The 16,754-nt window shown below is 70.9% G+C and carries 14 protein-coding genes; 4 read left to right on the forward strand and 10 right to left on the reverse strand.

What is annotated here, in order from left to right; all coding sequences use genetic code 11:
• Nucleotides 1-15 precede the first annotated feature (15 nt).
• The 7 genes from gap to ACFWRT_RS25930 all read right to left on the reverse strand — a co-directional run bounded on the left by gap (nt 16) and on the right by ACFWRT_RS25930 (nt 8,116).
• The gene (gene gap / locus ACFWRT_RS25900; protein WP_015607849.1) at nt 16-1,026 is read right to left on the reverse strand and encodes a type I glyceraldehyde-3-phosphate dehydrogenase; all 1,011 of its coding nucleotides are present in this window, start codon (nt 1,024-1,026) and stop codon (nt 16-18) included.
• Between the two features lie 290 nt (nt 1,027-1,316).
• Entirely contained in the window at nt 1,317-2,306 is a 990-nt protein-coding gene (gene whiA, locus ACFWRT_RS25905; RefSeq protein WP_026241502.1) for a DNA-binding protein WhiA, read from the reverse strand.
• The gene (locus tag ACFWRT_RS25910) at nt 2,297-3,331 is read right to left on the reverse strand and encodes a gluconeogenesis factor YvcK family protein (RefSeq protein ID WP_380955713.1); all 1,035 of its coding nucleotides are present in this window, start codon (nt 3,329-3,331) and stop codon (nt 2,297-2,299) included. The genes whiA and ACFWRT_RS25910 overlap by 10 nt, the downstream gene beginning before the upstream one ends.
• Nucleotides 3,328-4,329, reverse strand: coding sequence for an RNase adapter RapZ (gene rapZ / locus ACFWRT_RS25915; RefSeq protein ID WP_380955715.1), 1,002 nt, complete (start codon nt 4,327-4,329; stop codon nt 3,328-3,330). The genes ACFWRT_RS25910 and rapZ overlap by 4 nt, the downstream gene beginning before the upstream one ends.
• A complete protein-coding gene (gene uvrC / locus ACFWRT_RS25920; RefSeq protein ID WP_380955717.1) occupies nt 4,326-6,428 on the reverse strand; it encodes an excinuclease ABC subunit UvrC in 2,103 nt (700 codons plus the stop codon). Before uvrC ends, rapZ begins: the two co-directional genes overlap by 4 nt.
• A 142-nt stretch (nt 6,429-6,570) precedes the next feature.
• Entirely contained in the window at nt 6,571-7,494 is a 924-nt protein-coding gene (locus ACFWRT_RS25925) for a hypothetical protein (RefSeq protein WP_380953756.1), read from the reverse strand.
• 4 nt (nt 7,495-7,498) lie between these two features.
• Complete coding sequence (locus ACFWRT_RS25930; RefSeq protein WP_380953755.1) at nt 7,499-8,116, reverse strand: papain-like cysteine protease family protein; 618 nt, start codon at nt 8,114-8,116, stop codon at nt 7,499-7,501.
• 228 nt (nt 8,117-8,344) lie between these two features.
• Between ACFWRT_RS25930 and ACFWRT_RS25935 the strand changes: the two genes are divergently transcribed.
• Nucleotides 8,345-9,280 (forward strand): hypothetical protein, encoded by a 936-nt coding sequence (locus ACFWRT_RS25935; protein ID WP_380953754.1) that lies wholly within the window; start codon nt 8,345-8,347, stop codon nt 9,278-9,280.
• A gap of 52 nt (nt 9,281-9,332) precedes the next feature.
• Here ACFWRT_RS25935 and ACFWRT_RS25940 read toward each other — a convergent pair whose 3' ends face one another.
• Complete coding sequence (locus ACFWRT_RS25940) at nt 9,333-9,761, reverse strand: Rieske (2Fe-2S) protein (protein ID WP_018512135.1); 429 nt, start codon at nt 9,759-9,761, stop codon at nt 9,333-9,335.
• 188 nt (nt 9,762-9,949) lie between these two features.
• Nucleotides 9,950-13,003 carry an excinuclease ABC subunit UvrA gene (gene uvrA, locus ACFWRT_RS25945; protein ID WP_380953753.1) on the reverse strand — a complete coding sequence of 1,018 codons (3,054 nt, stop codon included), beginning with the start codon at nt 13,001-13,003 and terminating at the stop codon, nt 9,950-9,952.
• A gap of 177 nt (nt 13,004-13,180) precedes the next feature.
• On the opposite strand from uvrA, the gene ACFWRT_RS25950 reads away from it, so the two are divergent.
• From ACFWRT_RS25950 to ACFWRT_RS25960, 3 genes are read left to right on the forward strand one after another with little or no spacing between them, the layout of a single operon-like run.
• Nucleotides 13,181-13,870: a maleylpyruvate isomerase family mycothiol-dependent enzyme gene (locus ACFWRT_RS25950; protein ID WP_380953752.1), complete on the forward strand. Its 690-nt coding sequence runs from the start codon at nt 13,181-13,183 to the stop codon at nt 13,868-13,870.
• Between the two features lie 53 nt (nt 13,871-13,923).
• Nucleotides 13,924-14,580, forward strand: coding sequence for an MBL fold metallo-hydrolase (locus ACFWRT_RS25955; RefSeq protein ID WP_380953751.1), 657 nt, complete (start codon nt 13,924-13,926; stop codon nt 14,578-14,580).
• Nucleotides 14,581-14,630: 50 nt separating this feature from the next.
• Nucleotides 14,631-15,413 carry an alpha/beta fold hydrolase gene (locus tag ACFWRT_RS25960; RefSeq protein ID WP_380953750.1) on the forward strand — a complete coding sequence of 261 codons (783 nt, stop codon included), beginning with the start codon at nt 14,631-14,633 and terminating at the stop codon, nt 15,411-15,413.
• 152 nt (nt 15,414-15,565) lie between these two features.
• Here ACFWRT_RS25960 and ACFWRT_RS25965 read toward each other — a convergent pair whose 3' ends face one another.
• Entirely contained in the window at nt 15,566-16,582 is a 1,017-nt protein-coding gene (locus ACFWRT_RS25965) for a TerC family protein (RefSeq protein ID WP_380953749.1), read from the reverse strand.
• Between the last annotated feature and the right edge of the window lie 172 nt (nt 16,583-16,754).

Genomic DNA, 16,754 nt, shown 5'->3' on the forward strand with positions numbered 1-16,754 from the left:
CTGCCGACCCGAGGGTCAGAGCTGCTCGCCGACGAAGACCGTGAGGTCGACGAGGCGGTTGGAGTAGCCCCACTCGTTGTCGTACCAGCCGAGGATCTTCACCGTGTTCCCCTCCTGGACCATGGTCAGGGAGGAGTCGAAGGTGCAGGACGACGGGTCGCCGACGATGTCCGAGGAGACGATCGGGTCCTCGGTGTACGTCAGGAAGCCCTTGAGGTCGCCGTCGTCGGAGGCCTTCTTGAACGCGGCGTTGACCTCGTCCTTGGTGACCTCGCGGTCCAGGGTGACGACGAGGTCGGTGGCGGAGCCGGTCGGGACCGGGACGCGCATCGCGATGCCGTCGAGCTTGCCCTTGAGCTGCGGGAGGACCAGGGCGGTGGCCTTGGCGGCGCCGGTCGTCGTCGGGATGATGTTCTCGGCGGCGGCGCGGGCGCGGCGCAGGTCCGAGTGCGGGAAGTCCAGGATGCGCTGGTCGTTGGTGTACGCGTGGACCGTCGTCATCAGGCCCTTGACGATGCCGAAGTTCTCGTCGAGAACCTTGGCCATCGGCGCCACACAGTTGGTGGTGCAGGAGGCGTTGGAGATGACGTGGTGGTTGGCCGCGTCGTACTTGTCCTGGTTGACGCCCATCACGATGGTGATGTCCTCGTCCTTGGCCGGAGCCGAGATGAGGACCTTCTTGGCGCCACCGGCGATGTGCTTCTCCGCGTCGGCCTTCTTGGTGAAGATGCCGGTCGACTCGATGACGATGTCGACGCCCAGCTCACCCCAGGGGATGTCGGCCGGGTTGCGCTCGGAGAGCACCTTGATGGTGTGGCCGTCGACGGTGATGGTGTCGGCGGTGTGGCTGACCTCTGCCTTGAGACGACCCAGGATGGTGTCGTACTTCAGCAGGTGGGCCGTGGTCGCAGTGTCACCCAGGTCGTTGACAGCCACGATCTCGATGTCCGCACCCTGCTCCAGCAGCGCGCGGAAGTAGTTACGACCGATGCGGCCAAAGCCGTTGATGCCTACGCGGATCGTCACGAACCGATCTCCTCGTATAGGTACGCCGGTTTTCGACGCCGGCGAGTTGTATAGGGATGTCCCCGACCGCCTCCGACCCTACCCCTCCAAGGGCTCGGGGGTGACATCGAGAGGGGCTGTACGCGCCACCGGAATACGCCGGGAGGCCCGTACTCCCCAGTAGGGTCACGGGCCGCCGTTCACGCTTCGGGACCTTGGTCCCGGTGCGGCCAGGGAGGTTGGTCCTGGTGCGGCCTGGGGCGTTGGTACCGGGCCGCCGCTCGGGACGTCGGTCCCGGGCGCCGCTCGGCTCAGCCGACCAGGCCGTCCGCCAGCTCCTCGCTGAGCGTGGCCTCCGTCCCCGGGATGCCGAGGTCCTGGGCGCGCTTGTCGGCCATGGCCAGCAGGCGGCGGATCCGGCCGGCGACCGCGTCCTTCGTCAGCGGGGGTTCGGCGAGCGCTCCCAGCTCCTCCAGCGAGGCCTGCTTGTGCTCCATGCGGAGCCGTCCGGCCGCCGCGAGGTGCTCGGGGACCTCCTCGCCGAGGATCTCCAGCGCGCGCCCCACCCGGGCCCCGGCGGCGACCGCCGCGCGGGCCGAGCGGCGGAGGTTCGCGTCGTCGAAGTTGGCGAGCCGGTTGGCCGTGGCGCGGACCTCGCGCCGCATCCGGCGCTCCTCCCAGGCCAGCACCGACTCATGGGCGCCGAGCCGGGTGAGCAGGGCGCCGATGGCGTCACCGTCGCGGACGACGACCCGGTCCACGCCGCGGACCTCGCGGGCCTTGGCGGCGATGGAGAGCCGGCGGGCCGCGCCGACCAGGGCGAGGGCCGCCTCCGGGCCGGGGCAGGTGACCTCCAGCGAGGAGGAGCGGCCGGGCTCGGTGAGCGAGCCGTGGGCCAGGAACGCCCCGCGCCAGGCGGCCTCGGCGTCGCAGGTGGCCCCCGAGACCACCTGCGGCGGCAGACCGCGGATGGGGCGGCCACGGCCGTCCACCAGGCCGGTCTGGCGGGCCAACTGGTCGCCGCCCGCCACCACCCGAACGACGTAGCGCGAGCCGCGCCGCAGTCCGCCGGGTGCCATCACGATCAGCTCCGAGCTGTGCCCGAAGATCTCGAGGATGTCGCGCTTGAGCCGGCGCGCCGCCATCGCGGTGTCCAGCTCCGCCTCGATCACAATGCGGCCGCTCACCAGGTGCAGCCCGCCCGCGAACCGAAGAATCGCCGAGACCTCTGCTTTCCTGCAGCAGGTCCGGGTGACGGGAAGCCGAGAGATTTCGTCCTTCACCGCTGGCGTCATCGCCATGGGCCGATCCTTCCATGCATCCGAAAAATACGGTCGTACGCGGCGGCCAACAGCTCCTGATCATGGACCGGAACGCCGTCGGGCGATGCCACCGGCGCCAGCTCGACCGCCGCCCCGAGCCGCTGGGCGGCGTCGTCGAGCGATGCGCGGTCGGGCACGGCTGCCTCGTCGGCCAGCACCACGTCCAAGGCGAGTTTAGGGGCGTGTCGTCCCAAAACCTCCAAATGACGCTGCGGTGAGAACCCCTCGGTTTCACCGGGCTGTGGTGCGAGATTCAACGACAGGACCTTGCGGGCCTTCGTGGTGACCAGGGCGTCGAGCAGTTCCGGCACGAGCAGGTGCGGGATCACCGAGGAGAACCAGGAGCCGGGGCCGAGCACCACCCAGTCCGCGTCGAGGACCGCCTCGACGGCTTCCGGGACGGCCGGCGGGTCGGGCGGGACGACGTGCACGGACTGCACCTCGCCCGGGGTGAGCGCGACGGTGGCCTGGCCGCGCACGGTGACGATCGCGTCGGGCAGCTCCGGGTCGTGGCCCTTGACCAGCGCCTGGAGCTCCAGCGGCACGGCGGACATGGGCAGCACCCGGCCCTGTGCGCCGAGCAGCCTGCCGACCAGGTCGAGGGCCTGGACGTGGTCGCCGAGCTGCTCCCAGAGGGCCACGATCAGCAGATTGCCGACCGCGTGACCATGCAGGTCGCCCTTGGACTCGAAGCGGTGCTGGACGACCCGGGACCAGGTGCGGCCCCAGTCGTCGTCGCCGCAGAGCGCGGCGAGCGCCTTGCGCAGGTCCCCGGGCGGCAGGACGCCCAGCTCCTCGCGCAGCCGGCCGCTGGAGCCGCCGTCGTCGGCGACGGTGACCACGGCCGTGAGGTCGCCGGTGATCCGGCGCAGCGCCGTCAGGGACGCCGAGAGGCCCATGCCGCCGCCGAGGGCGACGACCTTGGGCTGTCCACCGCGTTTGCGGCCGGAGAGCGCCGAGGTGGCGCGGCTCAGCCGCCGCATCCGCAGATTGCGACCGGTCACTCGCGCCCCATGTCCCGGTGGACGAGGACGGTCTCGATACCTTCGGCGGCGAGGCGGGCGGAGAGCTTCTCCGACATGGCGACGGAGCGGTGCTTGCCGCCCGTGCAGCCCACGGCGATGGTCACGTACCGCTTGCCCTCGCGGCGGTAGCCGGCGGCGATGAGCTGGAGCAGCTCCGTGTACTGGTTGAGGAACTCCTTGGCCCCGGGCTGGTCGAAGACGTAACCGGAGACCTCCTCGTTGAGGCCGGTGAAGGGGCGCAGCTCCGGGACCCAGTGCGGGTTGGGCAGGAAGCGGCAGTCCACGACGAGGTCGGCGTCGACGGGCAGGCCGTACTTGTAGCCGAAGGACATCACCGTGGCGCGCAGCTCCGGCTCGGACTCGCCCGCGAACTGGGCGTCCATCTTGGCCCGCAGCTCGTGCACGTTGAGGCTGGAGGTGTCGATGACCAGGTCGGCGTCGCCGCGCAGCTCGCGCAGCAGGTCGCGCTCGGCGGCGATGCCGTCGACGATGCGGCCGTCGCCCTGGAGGGGGTGCGGGCGGCGGACGGACTCGAAGCGGCGGACCAGGGCGTCGTCGGAGGACTCCAGGAAGACGATCCGCCGGGTGACGTGCTTGGCCTCCAGGTCGGCGAGGGATTCGCGGAGGTTGTCGAAGAAGCGCCGGCCGCGCACGTCGACGACGACGGCGATGCGCGCCACGTTGCCCTGGGAGCGGGCGCCGAGTTCCACCATGGTGGGGATCAGCGCGGGCGGCAGGTTGTCGACGACGAACCAGCCGAGGTCCTCCAGACACTTGGCGGCGGTGCTGCGTCCGGCGCCGGACATGCCGGAGATGATCACCAGCTCGGGGATGGCCGGCGCCACTGCCTCGCCCGTCTCGTTCGTGGTGTTCGTACTCACGTCTGCTCCGTCTGCTCGGTCTGTGCGTGGGTGCTGCTGGTCGTCGGGGCGCGCGCCGACGCCGTGGTGGGCGTCCCGGCCGGTGTGCTCGGTCATGACGTGCCCCCGTCGTCCTCTTCCATGATCTCTCCTGTGGCCGTGTTCACGGCAGGGGCCGCGGGGGCCGCCGCGGCGAGGGCGACGGCCACCGATTCGGCCGTCCTGCGCCCTATCCCGGGGACCTCGCAGATCTCCTCGATTGTCGCCTGCCGGAGCTTCTTCACGGAGCCGAAATGCTTGATCAGGGCCTGCTTGCGGGTCTCGCCGAGCCCGGCCACGTCGTCCAGGGGGCTCGTACGGATGCGCTTGGCCCGCTTGGCGCGCTGGTAGGTGATGGCGAAGCGGTGGGCCTCGTCCCGGACGCGCTGGAGGAGGTAGAGGCCCTCGCTGGAGCGGGGCAGGACGACGGGGTCGTCGTCATCGGGGAGCCAGACCTCCTCCAGCCGCTTGGCCAGGCCGCAGACGGCGATGTCGTCGATGCCCAGCTCGTCCAGGGCGCGCTGGGCGGCGGCGACCTGGGGCTGTCCGCCGTCGACGACGACGAGCTGCGGCGGGTAGGCGAACCGCTTGGGGCGGCCGTCGTCCTCGCGGGGCTCGATCTCGTCGGCCGGGGAGGCGGGGGTGAAGGCGGGGGCCGGGACGGGGCCGGTGGGAGCGGGGCCGGTGGGGGCGGGGCCGGTGGGGGCGGCGGCCTCCTGCGCGGGGTGCGGGGCCTCGCCGGAGACCGAGGGCGCCTGGTCCCACTCCCCCGTGCGCTCCTTCTCCTGGAGGTAGCGCTTGAAGCGGCGGCCGATCACCTCGTGCATGGAGCGGACGTCGTCCTGGCCCTCGAAGCCCTTGATCTGGAAGCGGCGGTACTCGCTCTTGCGGGCGAGGCCGTCCTCGAAGACCACCATGGAGGCCACCACGTCGTCCCCCTGGAGGTGGGAGATGTCGTAGCACTCGATGCGCAGCGGGGCCGTGTCCAGACCGAGCGCCTCGGCGATCTCCTCCAGGGCCCGGGAGCGGGTGGTGAGGTCGGAGGCGCGCTTGGTCTTGTGCAGGCCGAGCGCCTGCTGGGCGTTGCGCTGGACCGTCGCCATGAGGTCCTTCTTGTCACCGCGCTGCGGGATGCGCAGGCTGACCTGGGAGCCCCGGCGCTCGGCGAGCCACTGGGAGACAGCCTCGGTGTCCTCGGGCAGGGCCGGGACCAGGACCTCCTTGGGGACGGCGTCGCCGCGCTCCTCCCCGTACAACTGCTGGAGCGCGTGTTCGACGAGGCCGGAGGTGTCGACCGCCTCGACCTTGTCGGTGACCCAGCCGCGCTGGCCGCGGACCCGGCCGCCGCGCACGTGGAAGATCTGGAGGGCGGCCTCCAGCTCGTCCTCGGCGACGGCGATCAGGTCGGCGTCGGTGGCGTCCGCGAGGACGACGGCGCTCTTCTCCATGGCCCGCTTGAGGGCCCCGGCGTCGTCCCGGAGGCGGGCGGCGCGCTCGTACTCCATCTCCTCGGCCGCCTGCGCCATGTCCTTCTCCAGGCGGCGGATGTAGGTGCCCGTGCGCCCGGCCATGAAGTCGCAGAAGTCCTCGGCCAGCTCGCGGTGCTCCTCGGGGGTGACCCGGCCGACGCAGGGGGCCGAGCACTTGTCGATGTACCCGAGGAGGCAGGGGCGGCCGGTGCGGGCGGCGTTCTTGAAGACGCCGGCGGAGCAGGTGCGGACGGGGAAGACGCGGAGCATCAGGTCGACGGTCTCGCGGATCGCCCAGGCGTGCCCGTACGGACCGAAGTAGCGCACGCCCTTCTTCTTGGCGCCGCGCATCACCTGGACGCGGGGGAACTCCTCGTTCAGCGTGACGGCGAGGTAGGGATAGCTCTTGTCGTCCCGGTACTTGACGTTGAACCGGGGGTCGAACTCCTTGATCCAGGTGTACTCCAGCTGGAGCGCCTCGACCTCGGTGGAGACGACCGTCCACTCCACGGAGGCGGCGGTCGTGACCATCGAGCGCGTACGCGGGTGGAGATGGGCCAGGTCCTGGAAGTAGTTGGCCACGCGCTGGCGGAGGTTCTTGGCCTTCCCGACGTAGATCACCCGGCGGTGCTCGTCGCGGAACTTGTAGACCCCCGGGGAGTCGGGGATCTGCCCCGGGCTGGGGCGGTAGCTGGAGGGGTCTGCCATGGTTCACACCCTACTTGCGGGGTGTGACAGGACGTCGTCGTGCAGGTGACCGGTGCGCTCCGGGCCGCCGGGGGTCCCGGCGGCCCGGAGCGCAGCTTCATGAACGGCCGTTCCGGGGCGTGCGTGCCCCGGAACGCTCCGCTCAGGCGTCCGGCGCGGGGTTGTGCCGGGTGCGGATCCGGTGGCGTACGGCGGTGGCGCCGCCGAGGGCCAGGGCGAGCAGGGCGCCGGCTCCGGCCATCGTGGAGACGGTGGTCAGGGCGGTGTCCGGGGTGCCGGGGCCGGTGCCGGTGGAGACGCCCGTGCCCGCCGCGTCGGCGAGCACGGGGCCGGGTGCGGGGGCCGGGCCTTCGGGGGCGGGGGCCTGGGCTCCGGTGTCCGCCGCCGCCCCGGGGCCGTAGCCTCCCGCCTTGCCGGACTTCGCGTAGCCGGAGCCGGGCAGCTTGTCGGCGTACGCCTCCTTCACCCGGGCCCGGTACGCGTTCAGGCTGGTGCCCTTCGCGCCCACGGCCGCCGTCGCGTCCTCGTCCAGCGGGAGCACGCGGGAGGCGTCGTGGACGTACCAGGCGTCGATCTGCGGTTCGCGGAAGACCGTGCCGCCGGGGAGCGCGCGGGCCCCCCGCGCGGTGTAGCGGGCCTCGTCGTCGCCGGTGGCGATGTTCACCACCTGCCACGCTCCGCTCGCACCGGCCCCGGGGACGGTCCACAGGGAGGCCTTCTGGCCGTCGGAGGAGACCGCGGTGGCGGCGAGGTAGTCCAGGGTGCTCGGCGCGGCCCCCCGCTTCCCGGCGACGAAGGCGGCCGAGAGCGTGCGTACGGGGACGGTCTTCGCCTCGATGCGCGGGGCGGCCGCCGTACGCGCCACCGCTCCCTCCCGGGCGAAGAACCGGGACAGGGTGTCCAGGGTGGCCGGTGCGGAGGCGGCCTCGTGGGCGGCTTCCAGGGTGGCGGCGGTCAGCTTGGGCGGGGTGGGCGCCTCGTCGGCGGTGGCCAGGGGTGCGACGGTGAGCAGGGCGGTGGCGGCGAGTGCGGTGGTGACGGCGAGGCGCCGGGTGGTCGCGGTCATGTCCTCACGCCCCGATCCGGTAGAGCGAGTGGGTCCAGGAGAACTGGTTGTTGTTCACGTACCAGGAGTGCGACGCCCAGTTGTAACGGTCGCTGGAGGGCCACGGGTCGCCCCAGTAGACCCAGCTGTTGGCGTCGTCGTAGCCGTAGATGACGTGCATGTGGCCACCGCCGGACGACCACTGGATGCGGGTCTCGATGGGCCGCTGGGCGGCGATCTCGGCCTGGACGGTCGGGTAGCGCAGCCAGCCGGTGACGTAGCTGCCGGGCCGGACGCCGGTCCAGGACAGGCCGGTCTGGACGTTGCCGAGGGTGGCCTGCGAGTTGGGGCACTCGGTGTTCTGGGAGCGGTTGAAGGAGGCGTTGCAGAACTGGTTCTGGGAGTAGCTGCGGCCGAACCAGGCGGCGATGGTGTTGCCGCCGGCCGCCCAGCACCAGTTGGTCTTCTGTTGGGCCTGCATGGTGATGTCGAGGCGCTGCGCGGCGGCGATGGAGACCCCGCCGTCCTGGGCAGCGGGCTCTGCCGCCGTGGCGGTGGCGGTTGCCGCGGGGACGGCGAGGAGGGCGGCGGCCGCGAGGGCGGTGAAGGACAGCCTTCGGGGACGGATTCTTCGGTTGCGCATGGCGTTCCTCCCAGGGCGGGGGGGGTGGGGATCGGAGGAGCGCGTCCGGACGCTGATGAGGAGCATCGACCGTTGTCCGGAGCAGGTCAACACGCTTCAATGCGGAGTGACATCACGGTGTGAACGGCGCGACGCCCGTGTGAACGGCGCACCCTCCTCACCTGCTCCCCCGCACCCCCCGGGGGCGCTGTCGCCTCTCCCCCACGTGAACGTTCACCGGAGGCCCCTATGCGGCACACCGAGAGAGAACTGGACCGGGTGCTGCACACCGGCCCCTTCCATCTGGCCCTGCGCACCGCCCTCTCCGTACGCGGGCTGCCGCTGCACCGGGTGCAGCACCATCTGGCGCACCGGGGCGTCAAGCTCGGGGTGACCAGCCTGAGTTACTGGCAGCAGGGCGTACGGCGGCCCCGCCGCCCGGAGTCGCTGCGGGCCGTGCGCGCGCTGGAGGAGGTGCTCGCGCTGCCGGACGACTCGCTGCTGCGGTTGCTGCGGGATGGGACGGAAGGGGCCGGTGGCACTGACGGGGAGCGTCCGGCGGCGCGCTCGTACCGCTCGCTGCTGGAGTCATCGGGTGCGGTGGAGCGGCTGCTGGCGGCGATGGAGTCACCGGTGGACGGCGGGCTGCACACGGTGGACCACCAGGAGCGGGTACGGATCGGGGCCCGGCGCGAGCTGGCGGGCCGGACCTCGCTCCATGTCGTACGGGCGCACCGGGACGGGATCGACCGCTATCTGGCGATCCACCGGGGCGATCCGGGGTGCGACCCGGCGCGGATCGCGGTGCGGGCGGGAGAGAACTGCCGGACCGGGCGGGTGCGCTGGGACGCGGAGGCGGGGGTGCTGGTGGCGGAGCTGCTCTTCGACACCCGGCTGCGGTCGGGCGAGACGTACGTCTTCGGCTACGGCTTCGAGGACGGTACGGGCGGGCCGAGCGACGAGTACGTGCGCGGCTTCACCTTCGGCGGCGGGCAGTACGTGCTCCAGATCGGCTTCGACGAGGGGGCACTGCCGGTGCGGTGCCGCCGGTTCGAGCAGTCCTCGGCCGGTGCGGCTCGGGCCGCCCGCAGGGACCTGACGCTGACCGGACGGCACCGGACGGTGCATGTGGTGGAGGAGGGGGTGCGGCCCGGGCTGGTCGGCATCGACTGGGACTGGGCCTGACCGCCCGGTCCGCGTTACGGAGGTGGGGTCAGGAGCCGGGGCGTGCGTGGGGTCAGGCGCCGGGGCCCGCGACGAGCTTTCCGCCCTCGGCGGTGACCGGGACGGCGGGCAGCGGCACGGTGGCCGGGCCCTGGACGACCTCGCCGGTGGTCGTGTCGAAGCGGCTGCCGTGGCAGGCGCAGTGGCCCTCGGTGCCTTCGAGCTTGCTCAGGACGCAGCCGCCGTGGGTGCACTGGGCACTGAACGCCTTGTACTCGCCCTTCGCGGGGCAGCTCACGACGAGGCGCTGCTCGCGGTAGAGCTTGGCGCCGCCGACGGGTACCTCGGAGGCCTCGCCGAGCGCGACGGGGGCGGTGGGGGTGGGCGACTTGGCGTGGCCGAGCTTGGACTCGGTGGAGCAGGCGGCCGCTCCCAGCCCGGCGGCACCGGCGAGCGCGGCGCCTTTCAGCACGGTACGGCGGGCAGCGGGCAGGCCGGGCATGCGGACTCCACGGATCGTTGTGCGGGGTGGGGCGGGTGTCGCCGGGAAGCGGCGGAGGGCCGCTGCCGCCGGTGACGGAACCGACGATACCGGCGGGGAACGGACGGCCTGCGGCCGGGCCCGGTCCCTCGCCGTCCCGCACACGACTGTGGCCCCCTCCTGAGCGGGAGGGGGCCACAGTCGTCGGCTCACGCCTTGCGGGCGCGCGTCGCCTTCTTGGCGGTGGCCTTGGTGGCGGTGGCCTTCTTGACCGCCGTCGCCTTCTTGGCCGCCGTGGCCTTGGTGGCGGTGGTCTTCTTCGCACCGGCCGCCGTGGCCTTCTTCGCCGTGGTGGTCTTCCGGGCGGCGGTCTTACGCGCCGTCCCCCGCCCCGACGGCACCGCGGCCTCGCTGATCCGGTCCGCGTCCAGGATGCCCTGGAGGAACTTCCCGGTGTGGCTGGCGGGCACCGAGGCGACCTCCTCCGGCGTTCCCTCGGCGACGACCAGACCGCCGCCGTTGCCGCCTTCCGGGCCCATGTCGATGACCCAGTCGGCGGTCTTGATGACGTCCAGGTTGTGCTCGATGACGATCACCGTGTTGCCCTTGTCGACCAGGCCGGAGAGGACGGTGATCAGCTTGCTGATGTCCTCGAAGTGGAGTCCGGTGGTCGGCTCGTCCAGGACGTAGACCGTGCGGCCGGTGGAGCGCTTCTGGAGCTCGCTCGCCAGCTTGACGCGCTGCGCCTCACCGCCCGAGAGGGTCGGCGCGGACTGCCCGAGCCGGACGTATCCGAGGCCGACGTCGTTCAGCGTACGGAGGTGGCGGGCGATCGCCGGGACGGCCTCGAAGAACTCCAGGCCCTCCTCGATCGGCATGTCCAGCACCTCGGCGATGGACTTGCCCTTGTAGTGGACCTCCAGGGTCTCCCGGTTGTAGCGCGCACCGTGGCAGACCTCGCACGGGACGTACACGTCGGGCAGGAAGTTCATCTCGATCTTGATCGTGCCGTCGCCGGAGCAGTTCTCGCAGCGGCCACCCTTGACGTTGAAGGAGAAGCGGCCCGGCAGATAGCCGCGCACCTTCGCCTCCATCGTCTCGGCGAACAACCGGCGGACGTGGTCGAAGACTCCGGTGTACGTCGCCGGGTTGGACCGGGGCGTCCGGCCGATCGGCGACTGGTCGACGTGGACCACCTTGTCGACCAGGTCGTCGCCGTCGACCCGGGTGTGGCGGCCGGGGACGGACTTGGCGCCGTTCAGCTCGCGGGCCAGGTGGGTGTAGAGGATGTCGTTGACCAGGGTCGACTTCCCGGAACCGGAGACTCCGGTGACCGCCGTGAGCACGCCGAGCGGGAAGGAGACGTCGATGTCGTGCAGGTTGTTCTCGCGGGCACCGTGCACCGTGAGGCTGCGCGCCGGGTCGACCGGGCGGCGGATGTCCGGCGTCGGGATGGCCCGCTTGCCGGACAGGTACTGGCCGGTGATCGACTCCTTGTTGGTCAGCAGCTCCTTGAGCGAGCCGGAGTGGACGACCTTGCCGCCGTGCTCACCGGCGCCGGGGCCGATGTCGACGACCCAGTCGGCGACCTTGATGGTGTCCTCGTCGTGCTCGACGACGATGAGCGTGTTGCCCATGTCGCGGAGCCGGACCAGGGTCTCGATCAGGCGGTGGTTGTCGCGCTGGTGCAGCCCGATGGACGGCTCGTCCAGGACGTACAGCACGCCGACCAGGCCGGAGCCGATCTGGGTGGCGAGCCGGATGCGCTGGGCCTCGCCGCCGGAGAGGGTGCCGGCCGCGCGGTTCAGCGAGAGGTAGTCCAGGCCGACGTCGACCAGGAACTTCAGCCGCTCGTTGACCTCCTTGAGGACCCGCTCGGCGATCTTCTTGTCCCGGGCGTTCAGCTTGAGGCGGCCGAGGAACTCGGCGCACTCGCTGATCGACATCCCGGAGACCTCGGCGATGGACTTCTCCATCACCGTCACCGCGAGGACGATCGGCTTGAGCCGGGTGCCCTCACAGGTGGGGCAGGGCACCTCGCGCATGTAGCCCTCGAAGCGCTCCCGGCTGGAGTCGCTCTCGGCCTCGGTGTGGCGCCGCTTGACGAACTGGACCGCGCCTTCGAAGGCGGGGGTTGTGTAGGCGCGCTCGCGCCCGTACCGGTTGCGGTAGCGGACCTCGGTCTGGATCTTGTGGCCGTACAGCAGGGCCTTCTTGGCGCGCTGCGGCAGTCCGGCCCAGGGGATGTCCGTGCGGAAGCCGAGCGCCTTGGCGAGCGCGCCGATCAGCCGGCCGAAGTACTCCTTGGTGTGGCCGTGGGACCAGGGGTGGATGGCGCCCTCGTCGAGCGACTTCTCCTCGTCCGGAACGATCAGCTCCGGGTCGACCTCCATACGCGTACCGATGCCCGTGCAGTCGGGGCAGGCGCCGAAGGGCGAGTTGAACGAGAAGGAGCGCGGCTCCAACTCCTCGAAGGAGAGGTCGTCGTAGGCGCAGTAGAGGTGCTCGGAATACATCCGCTCGCGCTCGGGGTCGTCCTCGGGGAGGTCGACGAAGTCCAGGACGACCATGCCGCCGGAGAGGCCGAGCGCGGTCTCCACCGAGTCGGTGAGCCGGCGCTTGGCGCTGTCCTTGACGGTGAGGCGGTCGATGACCACCTCGATGGTGTGCTTCTCCTGCTTCTTGAGCGTGGGCGGCTCGGAGAGCTGGATGGTGGTGCCGTCGACCCGGGCACGGCTGTACCCCTTGGTCTGGAGGTCGGCGAAGAGGTCGACGAACTCGCCCTTGCGCTCGCGCACGAGCGGTGAGAGCACCTGGAAGCGGCTGCCCTCGGGCAGGCCGAGGACCTTGTCCACGATGGCCTGCGGCGACTGACGGGCGATGGGACGCCCGCACTCGGGGCAGTGCGGCTTGCCGATCCGGGCGAAGAGCAGGCGGAGGTAGTCGTAGACCTCCGTGATGGTGCCGACCGTGGAGCGCGGGTTGCGCGAGGTCGACTTCTGGTCGATGGAGACAGCGGGAGAGAGGCCCTCGATGAAATCGACGTCCGGCTTGTCCATCTGGCCGAGGAACTGCCGGGCGTACGAGGAGAGGGACTCCACATAGCGCCGCTGGCCCTCGGCGAAGATCGTGTCGAACGCGAGGGACGACTTGCCCGACCCGGAGAGCCCGGTGAAGACGATGAGGGAGTCACGGGGGAGATCGAGCGAGACGTTCTTCAGGTTGTGCTCGCGCGCGCCACGGACGATGAGACGGTCGGCCACGCCGGTCCGCACCTTTCTAGAGAGAAACGGGGGAACTCAGCCCCCGGTCCAGGTTATGGGGGGCGCCACAGCGATGTGGGAAGCTTTGTCTCCTCCGAGCGTATAGCACGCACATTCGATTAACGGCCGCGCTAGGACACCTTCACCCGAATGAGTGGCGGGGCTAGGCTCGGCCGCATGATGGATCATGCGCACGACCTGGAAGCTGTACGCGAAGCGACCGACCGGCTGCTCAGCGAAGCGGGCAAGTGGGACAACGTCACACTCACCGAGCCGTCACGGCTGCCCGGATGGAGCCGGGGCCATGTCCTGACCCACTTGTCACGTAACGCCGACGCGATCGGAAATGTTCTCCGGGGTCTGCCGATGTACGCGAGCAGCGAAATGCGGGACGCCGACATCGAGGCCGGCGCCTCGCGCCCGCTGGACGAGCAACTGGGCGACTTCCGGGAGAGCGCGGACCGTCTGCGGGCGGCGGCCGACGAACCGGCCGACTGGTCCCGTACGGTCACCCTGCGCAACGGCGTGACGGATTCCGCGTCCCGGGTCCCCTTCCGCCGGCTGATCGAGGTGGAGCTCCACCACGTCGACCTGGACGTCGGCTACGAGCTGGAGGACCTGCCGGCGGAATTCACCGAGCGGGAGATCGCCTTCCTCACCGACCGCTTCGCCGGCCACCCGGCCGTCCCCGCCACCACGGTGACCGCCGAGGACGGCCGCACCTGGACCACGGGCGGCGGGTCGGACGGTCCGGCCGTGTCGGTACGGGGTACGGCGGCCGACCTCCTCGGCTGGCTGGCCGGCCGCCGCGACGGCTCGGCACTGACCGTGACCGGGGGCGCGCTGCCGGAGCTGCCGCCGTTGTAGCGGCTGTCCGGACTCCGCCTCCACCCCGGCGGGGACGGATTAGGGTGAGCCGTATGACGTACAGCGGAGCGGTGAGGGTCGGCGGACCGGCGAGCGTGCACGAACTGACGGATCTGATGATCTCCAAGGTCGCCGTCGGCGCGATGAACAACAACGCCTATCTGCTGCGCTGCCGGGCCACCGGCGAGCAGCTCCTGATCGACGCGGCCGCCGAGCCCGCCACCCTGCTGGCGCTGATCGGCGACGACTCCGTCGCCTCCGTCGTCACCACCCACCGGCACGGCGACCACTGGCAGGCGCTGGCCGAGGTGGTGGCGGCGACCGGCGCCCGTGCGTACGCGGGCCGGTACGACGCCGAGGGCATCCCGGTCGCCACGGATGTGCCCGTGGAGGACGGCGACACGATCACGGTGGGCCGGGTCGAGCTGACCGCCCGCCACCTGGTCGGCCACACGCCCGGCTCCATCGCGCTGGTCTACGACGACCCGCACGGGGCCCCGCACCTGTTCACCGGGGACTGCCTCTTCCCCGGCGGGGTCGGCAACACGCACAAGGACCCCGAGGCGTTCGCGAGCCTGCTGCACGACGTCGAGACGAAGCTGTTCGACCGGCTGCCGGACGAGACCTGGGTCTACCCGGGCCACGGCAACGACACGACCCTCGGCGACGAGCGCCCGCACCTGCCGGAGTGGCGGGCGCGCGGCTGGTAGCGGGACGTTCGGCCCAGGGGTGTGTCAGACCCGGGAGCTAGGGTCCCGGCATGACCTTCACCGCGCCGGAGGCGACCCGCGTCGATCTGGACCTCGACGGGCGCCGGCTGTCCTTCCTCGACTTCGGCGGGCCCGGCCGGCCCCTGCTCTCCCTGCACGGGCACTTCTCGGAGGGGCGGACCTTCGCCCGGGCGGCCAGGGCTCTGGCTCCCGAGTGGCGCGTCATCGCGCCCGACCAGCGGGGGCACGGGGAGTCGGACCGCCCGGGCGATTATCACCGCCGGGGCTATCTCGCGGACGCCCTCGCCGTCCTCGACCATCTCGGCCTCGGCCCGGTCGTCCTCCTCGGCCATTCGCTGGGCGGCGTCAACGCCTATCAGCTCGCCGCGCACCATCCGGACCGGGTCCTCGCCCTGGTGATCGAGGACATAGGCGCCGTCGTGGAGGACGACCTGTCCTTCTGCCTCTCCTGGCCCCACCGGGCGCCGGACCGCGAATCCCTGGTCGCCGGGCTGGGCGCGTCCGCGCGCTATCTGGGCGACGCGATCCGCGCGTACGACGACGGCTGGGGGCTGGCCTTCCGCCCGGAGGACATGGTCGCCTCGCAGCGCCTGCTCACAGGCGATCACTGGGACGACTGGCTGGCCACCGACTGCCCGGCCCTCCTCGTGCACGGTGTCCGCAGCGACACCCTCTCCGCCGGGCACGCGCAGGCCATGGCGGACCGGCGCCCGCACACCCGCCTGGTCCATCTGCCCACCGGTCATACGGTCCACGAGACCGATCCCGAAGGGTTCGCCACCGCTGTCCGTGCGTTTCTCGCGGAGCTCTGACGACAGGTCTCCGACGACAAGTGTGTGACACAAGGTCTGTGGCGACAGGCCTCCGGCGGCGTACACGCACAGCGGCCGGGGTGGTCGGGCTTGCGCCCTTCCGCCCCGGCCGCTGCCGGTGACATCCCTGTGCCGCCCTGGGCGGCCCGGGGTCAGCTGCTGACGCTCTCCGTCTGGTCGTCGGACGCGTCGACGCTCTTCGCCTTGGCCGCCTCGGCCTCGGCCGCCTCCTGCTTCTTGTTGGCGATCAGGCTGGTGATCGTGGTGACCACCAGGACGCCGCAGATGACGGTGAGGGAGAACGGGATGGAGATCTCGGGCACGTGCACCCCGGACTCGTGCAGGGCGTGCAGCACCAGCTTGACGCCGATGAAGCCGAGGATCACCGACAGGCCGTAGCTGAGGTGGACCAGCTTCTTCAGCAGACCGCCGATGAGGAAGTACAGCTGACGCAGGCCCATCAGCGCGAACGCGTTGGCCGTGAAGACGATGTACGGGTCCTGGGTCAGGCCGAAGATCGCCGGGATCGAGTCCAGTGCGAACAGCACGTCGGTCATACCGATGGCGAGCATGACCACCATCAGCGGGGTCATGATGCGCTTGCCGTTCTTCCGGATGAAAAGCTTCGTGCCGTGGTACTGGTCGGCGACGCCGAAGCGCTGCTCGATCTTCTTGAGGAGACGGTTCTCCTCGAACTCCTCTTCCTCCTCGCCGGCCCGGGCTTCCTGGATGAGCTTCCAGGCGGTGTAGATCAGGAACGCGCCGAAGATGTAGAACACCCACGAGAAGTTCGCGATCACGGCGGCACCGGCGGCGATGAAGATCGCGCGGAGCACCAGGGCGACGAGCACACCGATGAGCAGCACGCGCTGCTGGAGGTGCGAGGGCACCGAGAACTTCGCCATGATCAGGACGAAGACGAAGAGGTTGTCGACGCTCAGCGACTTCTCGGTGATGAATCCGGCGAAGAACTCTCCGGATGCCTGGCTGTTGCCGAACACCAGCAGGCCGACTCCGAAGAGGATGGCCAGGGCGATCCAGACGACCGTCCAGATACCGGCTTCCTTGGTCGACACGTCATGGGGCTTGCGCCCGATGAAGAAATCGACGGCGATCAGGGCTGACAGACCAATGATGGTGACAGCCCAAAGGGTCCATGAAACGTCCACTGCGCCTCCGGCAGTTCGCTACGGCTACTGATCAGCGTCGTCGCTGCCGGAGGTCTCTTCCACCCTGGCACACGGGATGCGTGCCGGGCCGACGCCCCGGGACCGGTCACGGTCCGTACTGACGGGAACGTCGCGTAAGGAGTACTCCCCTCCGTGCACCGAACAGTACATG

The sequence above is a fragment of the Streptomyces cyaneofuscatus genome (assembly GCF_042718795.1).
GTDB lineage: Bacteria > Actinomycetota > Actinomycetes > Streptomycetales > Streptomycetaceae > Streptomyces > Streptomyces cyaneofuscatus_A.

Bases quoted from the DNA above. Each gene is read 5' to 3' on its own strand.
- uvrC (WP_380955717.1), bottom strand. From the start codon at position 6,428: ATGGCAGACCCCTCCAGCTACCGCCCCAGCCCGGGGCAGATCCCCGAC.
- whiA (WP_026241502.1), bottom strand. From the start codon at position 2,306: ATGGCGATGACGCCAGCGGTGAAGGACGAAATCTCTCGGCTTCCCGTC.
- ACFWRT_RS25940 (WP_018512135.1), bottom strand. From the start codon at position 9,761: ATGCCCGGCCTGCCCGCTGCCCGCCGTACCGTGCTGAAAGGCGCCGCG.
- rapZ (WP_380955715.1), bottom strand. From the start codon at position 4,329: ATGACCGAGCACACCGGCCGGGACGCCCACCACGGCGTCGGCGCGCGC.
- ACFWRT_RS25955 (WP_380953751.1), top strand. From the start codon at position 13,924: ATGACGTACAGCGGAGCGGTGAGGGTCGGCGGACCGGCGAGCGTGCAC.
- ACFWRT_RS25960 (WP_380953750.1), top strand. From the start codon at position 14,631: ATGACCTTCACCGCGCCGGAGGCGACCCGCGTCGATCTGGACCTCGAC.
- ACFWRT_RS25930 (WP_380953755.1), bottom strand. From the start codon at position 8,116: ATGCGCAACCGAAGAATCCGTCCCCGAAGGCTGTCCTTCACCGCCCTC.
- ACFWRT_RS25935 (WP_380953754.1), top strand. From the start codon at position 8,345: ATGCGGCACACCGAGAGAGAACTGGACCGGGTGCTGCACACCGGCCCC.
- ACFWRT_RS25950 (WP_380953752.1), top strand. From the start codon at position 13,181: ATGATGGATCATGCGCACGACCTGGAAGCTGTACGCGAAGCGACCGAC.
- ACFWRT_RS25925 (WP_380953756.1), bottom strand. From the start codon at position 7,494: ATGACCGCGACCACCCGGCGCCTCGCCGTCACCACCGCACTCGCCGCC.